The organism is Syntrophotalea carbinolica DSM 2380, from assembly GCF_000012885.1.
Classification (GTDB): Bacteria; Desulfobacterota; Desulfuromonadia; order Desulfuromonadales; family Syntrophotaleaceae; genus Syntrophotalea; species Syntrophotalea carbinolica.
Window position 1 is genome coordinate 865,681 of record NC_007498.2, and the last position, 13,821, is coordinate 879,501.

Consider the following 13,821-nt stretch of genomic DNA (forward strand, 5'->3'; position numbering starts at 1 on the left):
CAACCAAGGAGGATGAACGTTGGCTAGATATACTGGGCCTGTCTGCCGCTTGTGCAGAAGAGAAACTATGAAGCTGTTCCTTAAGGGGGACAGGTGTTATACAGATAAATGCGCTCTGGAACGGCGCAACTATGCGCCTGGTCAGCATGGCCAGGGCCGCACCAAGGTTTCCGATTACGGAACGCAGTTGCGTGAAAAGCAGCGTATGAAACGTACATACGGTTTGCTGGAAAAACAGTTCCGCGCCTATTTCGATAAAGCGGATAGTATGAAGGGTGTGACCGGCGAGAATCTTCTGGTTCTGCTCGAGCGTCGTCTGGACAGTGCCGTTTACCGTCTCGGGTTCGCGAGTTCCCGTACGGAAGGCCGTGCTCTGGTTCGTCAGGGGCATTTCCTGGTCAACGGACGCAAAGTCAACATTCCTTCTTATGTCATGCGTCCCAACGATGTGATCGAATTGCGCGAGAAGAGCCGCAAGATCACTCGTATCAATGATGCGTTGGACGGTGTCATGCGACGCGGCCTGCCTTCCTGGGTTGAGCTTGATCGTGAAGCCTTCAAGGGCACCTTCAAGACTCTGCCGGTGCGCGAGGAAATGACCACGCCTGCCTTCCAGGAGCAGCTGATCGTCGAACTGTACTCCAAGTAACGGTCACTTTGTGGTTGCAGTTACCTCATCATGGAGGATGTGAATGTACAAAAACTGGAGAGAATTGATCAAGCCTAAACGCCTCCAGGTTGATGCGGACTCCTTGTCGGATACTTACGGCAAGTTCATGGCTGAGCCGTTTGAGCGTGGGTTCGGCACCACTTTGGGTAATTCGTTGCGGAGAGTTCTGCTGTCTTCCCTGCAGGGGGCTGCCATTACCTCCGTAAGGATTAAAGGGGTGTTGCATGAATTTTCGAACATCCCCGGTGTGACCGAGGACGTTACCGATATCATACTGAACCTTAAAGGGGTGCTGCTCAAACTGCACGGATCTGATAGTCGCAACATTCGGATCGTGAAAAAGGGTGCTGGCGTTATTACCGCCGCTGACATTATCACGGATTCCCATGTGGACGTGCTCAATCCCGATCATCATATTCTGACCTGCGGAAAAGATGCGGATATCGAGTTGGATATGGTCGTAGCCATGGGCAAAGGATATGTTCCGGCTGAGCGCAACCGTGATGATAAGGCGCCTGTTGGAACGATCCCCATCGACTCGCTTTTTTCGCCTGTTAAAAAGGTCAACTTTACGGTAACAAACGCGCGTGTCGGTCAAATTACCGATTACGACAAGCTCATTCTCGAGGTATTGACCGACGGTAGCGTGCGTCCCGATGACGGCGTTGCCTATGCGGCGAAAATCCTCAAGGAGCAGTTGCAGATCTTCATCAATTTCGATGAGGAAACTGAGACTGTCGTTGAGGAGGAGAGTGAAGAGAGCCGTAAGATCAATGAGAATCTGTATCGTTCCGTCGAAGAGTTGGAGCTGTCCGTAAGAAGCGCTAATTGTCTGAAAAATGCCAATATTCACCTTATCGGTGACTTGGTGCAGCGGTCCGAAGCTGAAATGCTCAAGACTCAGAATTTCGGGCGGAAATCTTTGAATGAGATAAAGGATATCCTGGCAGAAATGGGTCTTTCTTTGGGAATGATGCTCGAAAACTTTCCCGATCCTGAATACCTTAAAATGATTCAGGAAGGTAAGGAAGACCTGTAGCGGCCAAGAGCAGGAATTTATAAAGAAAGGACCGTTGAACCATGCGTCACAATAAATCCGGTAGACGGCTCGGACGCAACTCCAGCCATCGCGCTGCTATGATGCGCAACATGGTGACTTCGTTGCTCGAGCATGAAAAAATCACGACGACCGATGCCCGCGCCAAGGAGCTTCGCAAAGTTGTTGATCGTATGATCACCCTCGGCAAGCGAGGCGACTTGCATGCTCGACGCCAGGCCATCAAGGTGATTCAGGATCGTAAGGTTGTCGGCAAACTCTTTGAGTTGATCGCTCCCCGGTACACTGACCGTCCCGGCGGATATACAAGGATCATCAAACTCGGTAACCGCCTTGGTGATAATGCTCCGCAGGTCATTATCGAGCTGGTCGAAGAGGAATTTACCCCGCGCGTGCGTAAGGCTGCCGACGACAAGGCTGTTGCCGAGTCTGTCGCGACCGAAGTTGCCGAGGCTACCGAAGCTGCTGCGGATACGAAACAGGCCGAATAAGGTTACATCGGTTTATCCCGTAAGTTCATAAGAAAAAAGGCAAGGAGTTTTCTCCTTGCCTTTTTTTGTTCGATTAAGGATTCTTGACCCCTCTTGGCACTGCATGCTACTTTGTAACCTTCGAATTTTGGAGGCTGTATGTATTATCCAAGTATTGAAGAATTTTCCGAATTAGCTCAGCAGGGCAATCTTATACCCGTCTACCGGGAAATTCTGGCGGATATGGAAACGCCAGTTTCCGCCTTTCGGAAAATAGACGATAACAAAACGGCATTTTTGCTGGAAAGTATCGCAGGCGGCGAGAAGTGGGCCCGATATTCCTTTCTTGGCAGCGGTCCATGCAAGATTTTTCGGTGTCGTGGAAAACGCTGGGAATTGCTTGACGACAACCATGTCATCGATAGTGGTGAAGCTTCGCAACCTCTCGAGGTTCTTCGGAGTATCATGGGTAAATATCACGTCGTACCGGTTGATGGGCTGCCCCGCTTTTTCGGTGGTATGGTCGGCTATTGCGGCTATGACACGGTGCGCTACTTCGAACAGTTGCCCGATAATGCTCCGAGTAAAATCGGCACCTACGATGCCTGTTTTATTCTGACCGAAAAACTGTTGATTTTCGATAACTTGCGCCAGGTTATCAAAGTCGTTTGCAATGTGCATGTCGAAGATGGGGGATGTCCTGCAACAGCTTATAAACAGGGTGTCCTGGCCATCGATCAACTTGTTGAGCGTCTGCGACGGCCGTTGCCGGGAGCCAAGCAAACCTCGGCTGCGAAAAATCCTATATCCTTTTCTTCCAATTACAGTCGCGAGGCATTTATGGCGGCTGTGGAGCGCTGCAAAGAATATGTCCGCGCCGGTGATATCATTCAGGTCGTTCTTTCCCAGCGATTTTCCGGGGTCCTGGGTGATTGCGAGCCGTTTGATATCTATAGGGCTCTGAGAACGCTCAATCCTTCTCCCTATATGTTCTTTTTGCGTTTTGATGACACTCTGGTTATCGGCGCTTCTCCCGAGGTACTCGTGCGTAAGGAAGGAACCATGGCTGAAGTGCGGCCCATCGCCGGTACCCGCCCGCGCGGACGCGATGCTGCCGAAGATCTTGCTTTGGAAAAAGAGCTGTTGGAGGATCCCAAGGAATTGGCCGAACACATCATGCTGGTCGATCTGGGTCGCAACGATCTGGGGCGGGTCTGCCGTACAGGTTCTGTCGAGGTCAGCGAATTGAAGGTTATTGAGCGGTATTCGCACGTTATGCATATCGTTTCCAATGTCCGAGGGCAACTTGCCGACGACCTCGATGCGTTTGATGTGCTGAGTGCGACGTTTCCGGCAGGTACGCTCAGTGGTGCGCCTAAAATCAGGGCGATGCAGATCATTGACGAGCTTGAACCCTCACGTAGGGAAATTTACGGCGGCGCCGTGGGATATTTCTCTTTTTCCGGAAATATGGATATGGCCATAGCCATTCGCACTTTGGTCGTTCATAACGGTAAGATTCATTTGCAGGCAGGGGCCGGAATCGTGGCAGACTCAGATCCGGCATCCGAATACGAGGAAACCTTGAACAAGGCACGCGGTGCCATGAAAGCCGTTGAGATGGCTTGTGAAGGGCTGGACTGACATGTTGTTGATGATCGACAATTACGATTCCTTTACTTATAACCTGGTGCAGTATTTTGCCGAATTGGGTGAAGATGTTGAAGTCTATCGCAACGATCAGATAGATATCGACGGTATCTTACAGCGTGCGCCCGAGCGGTTAGTCGTTTCTCCGGGGCCTTGCTCACCCAAGGAAGCCGGCATCTCCGTCGAGGTTATCAAGCGGTTCGCCGGTCGTTTGCCCATTCTCGGGGTATGTCTGGGCCATCAGTCCATCGGCTATGCCTTTGGCGGTAAGATTGTCCGGGCCGGGTCGCTGATGCATGGTAAGACCAGCCCCATTCATCATGATGGTCGTGAATTGTTCGCCGGACTGCCCAATCCCTTTGATGCCACCCGTTACCATTCCCTGGTGATTGAGCGTTCGACATTCCCCGATTGTCTGGAGGTTACGGCCTGGACGGACGATGGAGAAATTATGGGGCTTCGTCATCGCGAATTGCCTTTGTGGGGGGTGCAGTTTCACCCTGAGTCCATATTGACGGTGGCCGGTAAAGATCTGCTCCGCAATTTTCTTCATTTAGGCTGAGTCACGGTCAATGGGAGGATGCATGATTAGACAGGCCATTGCCCGCGTCGTGGAAGGGCAGAACCTAAAAGAATCCGACATGATTGAGGTCATGAACCAGATCATGGGGGGGGAGGCGACTCCGGCGCAAATCGGAGCTTTGATCGTAGCCTTGCGTATGAAGGGGGAAACGGTCGAGGAAATCACCGGAGCCGCTCGGGTCATGCGGGATCATGCCACGCCGGTCAGGGTTGGACGTGTTCTCGATATCGACCGAGAAGAAATCAACCTTGACCAGGAAACCATGGCAGCGGTTCTCGATACCTGTGGTACCGGTGGCAGCGGTACCAAGTCGTTCAATATCTCCACGACTGTAGCCTTCGTTGTGGCCGCTTGCGGCGTCAAGGTTGCGAAACACGGTAACCGTAGCGTGTCTTCGATGTGCGGGAGCGCCGATGTGCTTGAAGCGCTTGGCGTGCATCTCGATATCGGTGTTGATACCGTGGAACGCTGCATCGCCGAAGAGGGCATCGGTTTTCTGTTTGCGCCGGCGTTGCACGGTGCCATGCGCTATGCCATCGGGCCCCGTCGCGAGATAGGTATCCGCACCATTTTCAATATTCTCGGCCCCTTGACCAACCCTGCAGGCGCCGACCGTCAGGTGCTTGGGGTTTATCGGGAAGACCTGGTTGCTACCTTGGCGGATGTTCTTTGCCGGCTTGGTTGCCGTCGAGGGTTCGTGGTGCACGGCATGGATGGTATGGATGAGGTGACCCTTACTGCTCCGACCCGTATAGCCGATATCCGCGAGGGCAGGTATAGCCTGTCGACCATCGCCCCTGAGGATTATGGCCTGCAACGTTGCCGATTGGAGGATCTTGCCGGAGGTGATGCGCGCCACAATGCCGAATTGGTGCGAGGCATCCTTGCCGGCGAAGCGGGGCCGCGTCGCGATATTGTCTTGCTCAACAGTGCCTTCGCCTTGGTGGCGGCGGGCAAGGCGGACAGCATTGAAGACGGCATGCGTGCAGCTGCCCAGGCTATCGACGAACATGCTGCGCTGGCCAAACTCAATGCCCTGATCAGGATGACACAGCCGTGATACTCGATGATATTTTGAAAGTAAAAAAAGATGAGGTTCGATCTGCAAAGCGAGAGCGGCCTTTAGTCGATTTGAAAGCGCGGTCGTCCGATGCGGGTGCCGTACGTCCCTTCACTCAGGCTTTGAAACGTCGCTCTCAAAACGGGACGGCGGTTATTGCCGAGGTGAAAAAAGGATCGCCTTCCAAGGGGCTGATTCGCCCCGACTTTGATCCTCTGGAGATTGCCCGGTGTTACAGCCGTGCCGGTGCGGCGTGCCTTTCGGTGTTAACCGATGAACGTTTTTTCTTCGGCCGACTCGAATACCTTGGCGCTATCCGCGAGGTGGTTGATCTGCCCCTGCTTCGCAAAGAATTTATCATCGATCCTTATCAGGTCTATGAGGCACGGGTTTTTGGCGCAGATGCTGTTTTGCTGATTGCGGCGGCCTTGGAGGATGCGCTTTTAGCTGATCTGGCCGCCCTGGCCGCTGAGCTTCAACTGGATGTCTTGCTGGAAGTGCATGACGAGGAAGAGTTGGAAAGGGCATTGTCGGTCCCGACCCCTATGCTCGGCATAAACAACCGCAATCTCAAAACCTTTCATACCGATCTCGCTGTAACGGAAAGACTTTTGCCGCGAATCCCCGCGGATCGCCTCGTGGTTGCCGAAAGCGGCATTCGTACGCGGGAAGATATCTGTCGCCTTCAGAATGCCGGGGCGGCCGCCTTTTTGATCGGCGAGAGTCTCGTGCGCGAGCAGGACATCGAAGGCAAGTTGTCCACGCTTTTGGGTCGTACGGGTAGGGGCGAGGAATAGTTTTCATCGTATGGCGGAAACGACGCCGAAAAGAACGCGACCGGCGTCGGTTATCGGCTTTGTTTGCCTTGTAGCGAGCATGTTGTGAACATACCGAGAGTTAAAATATGTGGCATAACCAACCTCCAAGACGCTCTGCACGCTGTACGCTGCGGTGCCGATGCCCTTGGTTTTGTCTTTTATGAGCGCAGCTCGCGGTGCGTTACTCCGGATCAGGTCGCGACCATCATCGCCGGACTGCCGCCGCTGGTTACGACTGTCGGTTTGTTTGTCAACCAAGCTTCTGAAGATGTTGGCCGAATCGCCGCTAACTGCGGGCTAGATATCCTGCAGCTGCACGGTGACGAATCCCCTGAGGCCTGCCAGGCCCTGGCTCCCTACAGGGTTATCAAGGCCTTTCGCCTGCGCGATGCCGGTACCTTGGATGCCATGCCTCTTTATCCCGTGTCCGGAGTTTTGCTGGATGCCTGGGTGCCCGATCAATTCGGAGGGACCGGTCATCGCTGTGATTGGGGGCTGGCTTCTCAGGTTGCCCAAAAGCAGCCCACTATTCTTGCGGGGGGGCTTGACCCGGATTGCGTAGCCGATGCCGTTCGAACGGTTCAGCCGTACGCTGTCGATGTGTCGAGCGGGGTGGAGCGCGCTCCCGGCATCAAGGACCCTGACAAAGTCGCTGCATTTATTCATAACGCAAAGTGCGCCGCCGTCTGACAAAAGGTCGATAGCAGGTTGTTTCTGCAGTTTCTGGCAGGCTGGAAATCCGCAACATCCAGTTTTGACCAAACCCGGCTTTAATGCCAAAACGGTACCCTTCGGACGAAAAAGTTTTCGGAGAGGCCCAAGGGGGGCATGATTGTCCCCGGCATAAAGCACATCATAGGATTTTTTATGAAATTTACCGAGCTGAACCTGCCCGCAGAAGTCCAGCGGGGAATCGATGCCATGGGATTTACCGCCCTGACCCCCGTGCAGGAACAATCGATACCGCTGGCGTTAGACAAAAAGGATGTGGCTGCTCAGGCGCAGACCGGTACCGGCAAGACAGCCGCTTTTCTCATTTCCCTGTTTGCTCGGTTGATGAGCGACAAAAAAACGGAAACCCGTGCTCCGCGCGCCCTGATTCTCGCTCCCACGCGCGAGTTGGTGGTTCAGATCTCCAAAGATGCCATGGGGCTTGGACAGTTTTGCGGATTCAAGATCCAACCGATTTTCGGCGGTGTCGATTACGAGAAGCAGCGACAGGCCTTGCACGCGGGGGTCGATATCCTTATCGCCACGCCGGGGCGGCTGATCGATTACGTGAAACAGGGAGCGGTGTCCCTCGGCAGTATTGAAGCCCTGGTCATAGACGAGGCCGATCGCATGTTCGATATGGGATTTATCAGGGATCTTCGTTACATCCTGCGAAAATTGCCGGCTTTCGATCGGCGTCAAACCATGCTGTTTTCAGCTACCTTGTCCCATCGCGTCATGGAGTTGGCTTATGAATTCATGGACCTGGCCGAAAAGATTAAAGTCGCCCCGGAGAATGTAACCGCTGAGCAGATCGAAGAGGTGCTTTACCATGTTTCCCGTCGGGAAAAATTCGCTTTGCTGCTGGGACTGTTGAAAAAAGAACCCGCCAAGTGTGTGATGCTGTTCGTCAATACCAAGCGCGAAGCCGAACACCTTACCGGTCGTTTGCAGGTCAATGGTTTCAAGGCCGCTTTGATTTCCGGCGATATCCCCCAGAAAAAGCGCATGCGTATTCTGGATGAGTTCAAAGAAGGCCGTATTCATTTTTTGGTGGGGACCGATGTCGCGTCACGCGGTATCCATGTCGATGGCGTAACCCATGTCATTAACTACGATCTGCCCCAGGATCGCGAGGATTATGTGCATCGCATCGGTCGTACGGCCCGTGCGGGTGCCGCCGGCAAGGCCATCAGTTTTGCCGATGAGGACCTGGTTTATTATCTGGCCGATATCGAGGATTATATCGGTCATCGAATTCCTTCCGTCTTTCCTGAAGACAGCGATTTCTGCCATACATACAAAGCCTACAAGCCGGTAAAAAAGTCTGCGCGGGGCCGCTCTGCCGCAAAACCCGGCTCTCCTCCGAAGAAGGACGGAGCACCGCGCCGTCGCCGGCCGCGCAGGCGTCCCCGAGGCAAGTCATCCGGAGCGCCGTCCGGAAAAGACAAGTCGTGACACATTATACTCTTGAAAATATAGCCTCGTGCAGGCGTTGTCAGCGTCTGGTCGATTATATTGCAGATTTGCCGCCGGCCAAGGGGCGCCGGCGAAGTGAATACTGGAATCGCCCGGTACCGGGTTTCGGCGACCTGCAGGCGCGTATTTTCCTGGTGGGCCTGGCCCCGGGCGCCCATGGTGCCAATCGTACGGGCAGGCCTTTTACCGGGGACGGTGCCGGTGATTTCATGTACCCTTTGCTGCATGAGGCCGGGTTTGCCAGTCAGGCCGAAGCCGTGAGCTCCGATGATGGTCTTGAGCTGTATGATTTGTATATCAGCAATGCGGTCAAATGTGTACCACCTCAAAACAAGCCTCTGGCCGCTGAATTTCATCTCTGCCGTCCGTTTTTGACCGCAGAGTTGAAGAGGCTGACAAACCTGAAGGTCGTGGTGGCTTTGGGGCGTGCTGCGTTTGACAGTTATATGCGGTTGTGCGTCGAGCAGGGCCATATCCAGCGCATGGCGGAGTTCCCCTTTGCCCACGGGGCCAGTTATCTTCTGCCCCATGGAATATGGGTGGTGGCCTGTTACCATACCAGCCGCTATAATGTGAACACGGGACGTATGACGCAGCGGATGTTTGCCGATTTACTGATTCAGATACGCGAGCTGGCGGAAAACGGTTGAAATCATTTTCCGGCTCTCATAGACTTACCTGCTTTTATCGTGTCAGGGTAACGTCGCATGTCGTGCCAAAGAAGTTTCGGGATGAAACAGGTGAGACCCCGACCGGTATAGATATAATATAGGCTTGCTGCCGGGGCGTCTCTGGTTTCTGTCCAGGAAAGACGCGTTTCGGCACGAGGGGCTCTGGAGGTGGGCTTGCACGGCTTGCGAAACGGGGCTCCACGGAATCGCTGATTCCCTTACCAGGGCAAAATCCCGGTTTCCAGATCATGAGTTTACAGTTTCTTGTTTGAGTATGACGGATGGAAACGAGTGAATGAGGTGAGAGATGGCTTGGTTTAAAAAATCGAAGGCACCCATTGTGCCTGTTGAAAGCAAAAAAGTTAAGATGCCCGAGGGGGTATGGCGTAAATGTCCCCACTGCAATGAAATTATTTATGCCAAGGAAATAGAGCGCAATCTGAACGTATGTCCGAAGTGCGATTATCATTTTCGGATATCGGCGCGTGAGCGTATCGCCCTGGTGTTGGATGAAGGTTCTTTCGTCGAGCGGGATGCCGGCATGAAGTCGGTGGACTTTCTTGAATTCAAGGATGGTAAACGCTATCGCGACCGTATCAGCGCGGCGATTAAGAAAAGCGGATTGAACGATGCGGTGATCTGGGGCGAAGGGGCCATCGAGGCGCAACCGGTTGTCGTTGCCGTTTTCGATTTCTCGTTCATGGGGGGTAGCATGGGCTCGGTGGTCGGCGAAAAGATCACCCGGGCTGTGGAAAAAGCATTGGAAAACCGTTGCCCTTGTCTGGTCTTTTCCTCTTCCGGTGGCGCTCGCATGCAGGAAAGCATAATGTCTCTTATGCAGATGGCCAAGACCAGTGCGGCTCTATCGCGTCTCAAGGAAGCCGGTTTGCCCTATATCTCGATTATGACCGATCCCACCACGGGTGGGGTAACCGCAAGTTTTGCCATGCTGGGCGATGTCAACATGGCCGAACCACGGGCTTTGATCGGTTTTGCCGGGCCGCGGGTTATCGAGCAGACCATTCGTCAGAAGCTCCCCGAAGGATTCCAGCGTTCCGAGTATCTGCTTGAGCACGGCATGATTGACATGATTGTCCGGCGGCCGGAAATGAAGGCACGTCTGTCTCAGATGTTGCGCATCTTTATGAAACAATAAAAATCATGGGTTACCAACAGAGCCTGGCCTATCTGTATGGGTTGCAACGTTTCGGTATCAAGCTTGGTCTGACCAATATTCAAACCCTGTTGGCCCGTTTGGATCATCCCGAACGGGCTATGCGTATCGTGCATGTTGCCGGCACTAACGGCAAAGGCTCCGTATCCGCCGCCACAGCACTGATTTTGCAGACGGCCGGGTATCGCACAGGGCTTTACACTTCTCCACATCTTCACTCATTTACCGAGCGCATACGTATCGATGGTGTGCAGGTCAGCGAACCGGATATGGTGTCGCTGGTCGATGAGGTCCGGGCGGTTGTCGGCTCGCTTCCTGTCACTTTTTTCGAGTTTACAACCGCTATGGCGTTGGTGTATTTCAGGAACCGACACACCGATTTTGCCGTATTGGAAGTCGGCATGGGAGGACGGCTTGATGCCACCAATGCCGTCGAATCGGAAATCTCCGTCGTTACTCCTGTGTGTTGCGATCATGCAGAGCATCTCGGGGCAGACTTGGCCACCATCGCCGGAGAAAAAGCCGGGATCATCAAGCGCCAGGTTCCGGTGGTCATTGCGGAGCAGCACCCGGATGCCCAGCGGGTGCTGCTGACGAAGGCTGCCGAAATGCTCGCGCCGGTATGCCTCTGGGATCGTGATTTCCGCATAATCGATCACGATACCCATTTCGATTTTTTTGCTCCGTCACTGACATTGAAAGGTTTACGGCCGGGGCTGGCTGGTGCGCATCAACGACAGAACCTCGCTGTGGCGCTGGCGGCATGCATGTCGTTACGAAACCGGGGGGTGGCTTTGTCCGAAGAAGCCCTGCGCTACGGGGTCGAAAAGGTGCAGTGGCCGGGCCGACTTGAATGGTGGCGGCAGCAGCGCCGCATTTTGCTCGATGGTGCTCATAATCATGGTGGTGCCGTGGTTTTGGCCCGTTATCTGGCAAGTCTCGATGGTAAAAAGGTTCGCTGGGTGGTGGGGATCAAGGGGCAGCGATGCATTGATGATATTCTGACCCCTTTGTTGCCCCATACGGCTCATCTGTATGCTACCTTGCCGCCTGTTGACCAGGGGATTGAACCCGATAAACTGGTACGGGCGGCACGGGCAGCCGGAGTCCTGGCCAAAGCTTATGCGACCCCGGCCGATGCGATGACAGCCGCTCTTGCCGACCAGGGAGAAGATGACGTGGTGCTTGTCGCGGGATCGCTGTTTTTGGTTGCAGCTGTGCGAGACTATTTGATGGATAGGGAGAGGATCCGGTGAAAAACTATTGCATTGTGCTGAGGGGCTGGGCCTTTCTGCTGTTGGCATTGTTGATGTTGGAGGGGGGGGCCGCATGCGCCGAGGAGTACAAGGATACTCCGGGCGCCCCCGTGTCATTGGAAGCCGAAGAACTGGTTTTTGATCAGAAAACCGGAGAGTATCAGGCGCAGGGAGATGTCCTTTTGCGTCGGGGTGACCAGACGCTTGCCGCCGAAAGTATGCAGTTCAACCAAACAACCGGCGACGCTCAAGCCGTCGGCCATGTGCGGCTGTTTGATCCGGAGGCGCTGGTAACCGGCGAGCGATTGCGTTTAAATCTGAATAAGGAAACCGGTTCGATTGAAAACGGCCGGATCTTTTTGCCAAAGGCCAATTTTCACGTTGCCGGCAATGAAATCGAAAAGTTGGGGGAAGACCACTATCGCATTCAGAACGGTACCTTCACCACCTGCGACGGTGAGCGTCCTTCCTGGAAATTCAGCGCACGGCAGCTCGACGTTACCGTGGGTGGCTATGCCTGGGCCAAGCATGTCCTGTTTCATCTCTACGATGTACCCGTTTTGTATCTTCCCGTTATGGGATATCCGGTCAAGGTCGAGAGGGAATCCGGGTTTTTGATGCCCCGTTTCGGGCAGTCCAATAAGCGCGGTACCGAATTGTCTCTGGTTTATTACCAGGTTCTCGATCGCCATATGGACGCTACTTTCTACCTGGACTATTTTTCGAAACTGGGCGTCGGCAAAGGCGTTGAATACCGCTATTTCCTCGGTCATGACAACGATGGGGAAGCTCTGCTCTATCATGTATCCGGGCTCAACGGCCATAGCGATCAGGTTGCGGTTAATTGGCAGCATATGGGGACTTTGCCGGGGCAGGTCTGGCTGACTTCGAAAGTTCAGTATGTCAGCAGCCGAAACTATTTTTCGGATTTTGGCGAAGTGGCGGGAGAATATAATCGCTCTCGTGCCGAATCGGTGGTAGCCCTTAGCCGCCATTGGGGCAACAACAACCTGGCCGGGCAATTCAAATACATACGCCAGCTGAACCAGGATGACGACGAGCCATCCGTCGATGACGACCAGACCCTGCAGCGTTTACCCGAGGTGCGCTTCAACATGCTGCGGCAGCGCCTGGGGTACAGTCCGTTTTACTTTCGCCTGGATTCCTCGGGAACCTATCTGTGGCAGAAAAAGGGGGCTGAGGTCGCCCGTTTGAGTCTGCGCCCCGTTGTGTCGACCCAGTTCACGCCAGGCGACTGGTTGGAACTGGGAGCCGAAATCGGCTATCGACAAAAACTGTATGCCTGGTCCGGCGATCAGGAATACAAAGGCATTCCCGATGCGACCCTGCGCATGGGTACCCGCCTCAGCAGGGTTTATGACGTCGCTGGCGACACGGTGAGCAAGATCCAGCATGTGCTGCAGCCTGAAGTCATCTACTATTATGTACCCAAAGTTAATCAAGATGACCTGCCGCAGTTTGAGAGTTTTGACTTTGTTGGCAGGCGCAACACGGTCAGTTACGGTTTGGTTAATCGTTTTGTCGCCAAACTTGAATCTCCCACCGGGCAGGCGGATTATCATGAGTTCCTGTATTTGCGTCTGGCTCAGGAGTATGACCTGTCCCTTACCGAACATACCGATTTGCTGGCTGCCGAACGGCCGGAAGCCGAGCGCTGGAGCGATTTGCGTACAGAACTCATCTTCCGTCCAACCCGCCACAGCTATTTCGATCTGGACACGCGGCTAGCTACCAGTGGAGGCGGTTTACGCACTTTCCTCGCAGAAGGTGGCCTCGAGGATGGCAAGGGGAACGCGGCTTCCCTGCGTTACCGCTACCGGCGTGACGAACAGGAATACCTCGGTGCCAAGCTCGATCTGGCCGTGCTTAAGCCGGTCTATTTGAACTACGAGCAGCGTTACGCTCTGGACGAAAGCACCACCCTTGAAAATGTACTCAATCTTGAATATCGCGCGCAGTGCTGGAGTATGTTTTTGTCCTGGCGCGACCGGGGCGATGAACAGGAATTCACCATCAGTTTCGCTTTAACGGGTATCGGCAAGACCTCCCACTTCGGAAGTCGCCTGGAACCGACGATGTAACAAGATCGTATCACGTTGCCAGATCTAAAATTAATTGACTCCAACAATAATGAATGTTAATAAACGATAACCCTGCTGATTTTCACGGCATGCGGGGAGCGGTCTGTCGCATTCAACTAC

General features: G+C 53.9%; 13 protein-coding genes. All 13 read left to right on the forward strand.

The features are described from left to right. Positions 1 to 19 precede the first annotated feature (19 nt). Entirely contained in the window at positions 20 to 649 is a 630-nt protein-coding gene (rpsD, locus tag PCAR_RS04405) for a 30S ribosomal protein S4 (RefSeq protein ID WP_011340429.1), read from the forward strand. Between the two features lie 43 nt (positions 650 to 692). Next, positions 693 to 1,709, forward strand: a complete 1,017-nt coding sequence (locus PCAR_RS04410; protein ID WP_011340430.1) for a DNA-directed RNA polymerase subunit alpha — start codon at positions 693 to 695, stop codon at positions 1,707 to 1,709. Positions 1,710 to 1,750: 41 nt separating this feature from the next. Beyond that, the gene (gene rplQ, locus PCAR_RS04415) at positions 1,751 to 2,218 is read left to right on the forward strand and encodes a 50S ribosomal protein L17 (protein ID WP_011340431.1); all 468 of its coding nucleotides are present in this window, start codon (positions 1,751 to 1,753) and stop codon (positions 2,216 to 2,218) included. A 138-nt stretch (positions 2,219 to 2,356) separates the two neighbouring features. Beyond that, positions 2,357 to 3,841, forward strand: coding sequence for an anthranilate synthase component I (trpE, locus tag PCAR_RS04420; RefSeq protein WP_011340432.1), 1,485 nt, complete (start codon positions 2,357 to 2,359; stop codon positions 3,839 to 3,841). 1 nt (position 3,842) lies between these two features. After that, positions 3,843 to 4,409, forward strand: coding sequence for an anthranilate synthase component II (locus PCAR_RS04425; RefSeq protein ID WP_011340433.1), 567 nt, complete (start codon positions 3,843 to 3,845; stop codon positions 4,407 to 4,409). Between the two features lie 22 nt (positions 4,410 to 4,431). Continuing rightward, positions 4,432 to 5,490 (forward strand): anthranilate phosphoribosyltransferase, encoded by a 1,059-nt coding sequence (trpD, locus tag PCAR_RS04430; RefSeq protein WP_011340434.1) that lies wholly within the window; start codon positions 4,432 to 4,434, stop codon positions 5,488 to 5,490. Next, complete coding sequence (trpC, locus tag PCAR_RS04435; protein WP_011340435.1) at positions 5,487 to 6,287, forward strand: indole-3-glycerol phosphate synthase TrpC; 801 nt, start codon at positions 5,487 to 5,489, stop codon at positions 6,285 to 6,287. The genes trpD and trpC overlap by 4 nt, the downstream gene beginning before the upstream one ends. Positions 6,288 to 6,377: 90 nt before the next feature. Then, positions 6,378 to 6,998: a phosphoribosylanthranilate isomerase gene (locus tag PCAR_RS04440; RefSeq protein WP_041531575.1), complete on the forward strand. Its 621-nt coding sequence runs from the start codon at positions 6,378 to 6,380 to the stop codon at positions 6,996 to 6,998. A 177-nt stretch (positions 6,999 to 7,175) separates the two neighbouring features. Beyond that, the gene (locus PCAR_RS04445) at positions 7,176 to 8,477 is read left to right on the forward strand and encodes a DEAD/DEAH box helicase (RefSeq protein WP_011340437.1); all 1,302 of its coding nucleotides are present in this window, start codon (positions 7,176 to 7,178) and stop codon (positions 8,475 to 8,477) included. After that, a complete protein-coding gene (locus PCAR_RS04450; RefSeq protein WP_011340438.1) occupies positions 8,474 to 9,148 on the forward strand; it encodes a uracil-DNA glycosylase in 675 nt (224 codons plus the stop codon). Before PCAR_RS04445 ends, PCAR_RS04450 begins: the two co-directional genes overlap by 4 nt. Positions 9,149 to 9,476: 328 nt before the next feature. Then, on the forward strand, positions 9,477 to 10,325 hold the full coding sequence (accD, locus tag PCAR_RS04455) for an acetyl-CoA carboxylase, carboxyltransferase subunit beta (RefSeq protein ID WP_011340439.1): 849 nt from the start codon (positions 9,477 to 9,479) through the stop codon (positions 10,323 to 10,325). A 5-nt stretch (positions 10,326 to 10,330) separates the two neighbouring features. After that, complete coding sequence (locus PCAR_RS04460; RefSeq protein WP_011340440.1) at positions 10,331 to 11,599, forward strand: bifunctional folylpolyglutamate synthase/dihydrofolate synthase; 1,269 nt, start codon at positions 10,331 to 10,333, stop codon at positions 11,597 to 11,599. After that, the gene (locus tag PCAR_RS04465; RefSeq protein WP_011340441.1) at positions 11,596 to 13,701 is read left to right on the forward strand and encodes an LPS-assembly protein LptD; all 2,106 of its coding nucleotides are present in this window, start codon (positions 11,596 to 11,598) and stop codon (positions 13,699 to 13,701) included. Before PCAR_RS04460 ends, PCAR_RS04465 begins: the two co-directional genes overlap by 4 nt. Positions 13,702 to 13,821 lie beyond the last annotated feature (120 nt).

Coding starts and splice junctions, on each gene's coding strand:
- PCAR_RS04460 (WP_011340440.1), top strand. CDS start 10,331: ATGGGTTACCAACAGAGCCTGGCCTATCTGTATGGGTTGCAACGTTTC.
- trpE (WP_011340432.1), top strand. CDS start 2,357: ATGTATTATCCAAGTATTGAAGAATTTTCCGAATTAGCTCAGCAGGGC.
- PCAR_RS04445 (WP_011340437.1), top strand. CDS start 7,176: ATGAAATTTACCGAGCTGAACCTGCCCGCAGAAGTCCAGCGGGGAATC.
- trpD (WP_011340434.1), top strand. CDS start 4,432: ATGATTAGACAGGCCATTGCCCGCGTCGTGGAAGGGCAGAACCTAAAA.
- PCAR_RS04425 (WP_011340433.1), top strand. CDS start 3,843: ATGTTGTTGATGATCGACAATTACGATTCCTTTACTTATAACCTGGTG.
- rplQ (WP_011340431.1), top strand. CDS start 1,751: ATGCGTCACAATAAATCCGGTAGACGGCTCGGACGCAACTCCAGCCAT.
- accD (WP_011340439.1), top strand. CDS start 9,477: ATGGCTTGGTTTAAAAAATCGAAGGCACCCATTGTGCCTGTTGAAAGC.
- PCAR_RS04410 (WP_011340430.1), top strand. CDS start 693: ATGTACAAAAACTGGAGAGAATTGATCAAGCCTAAACGCCTCCAGGTT.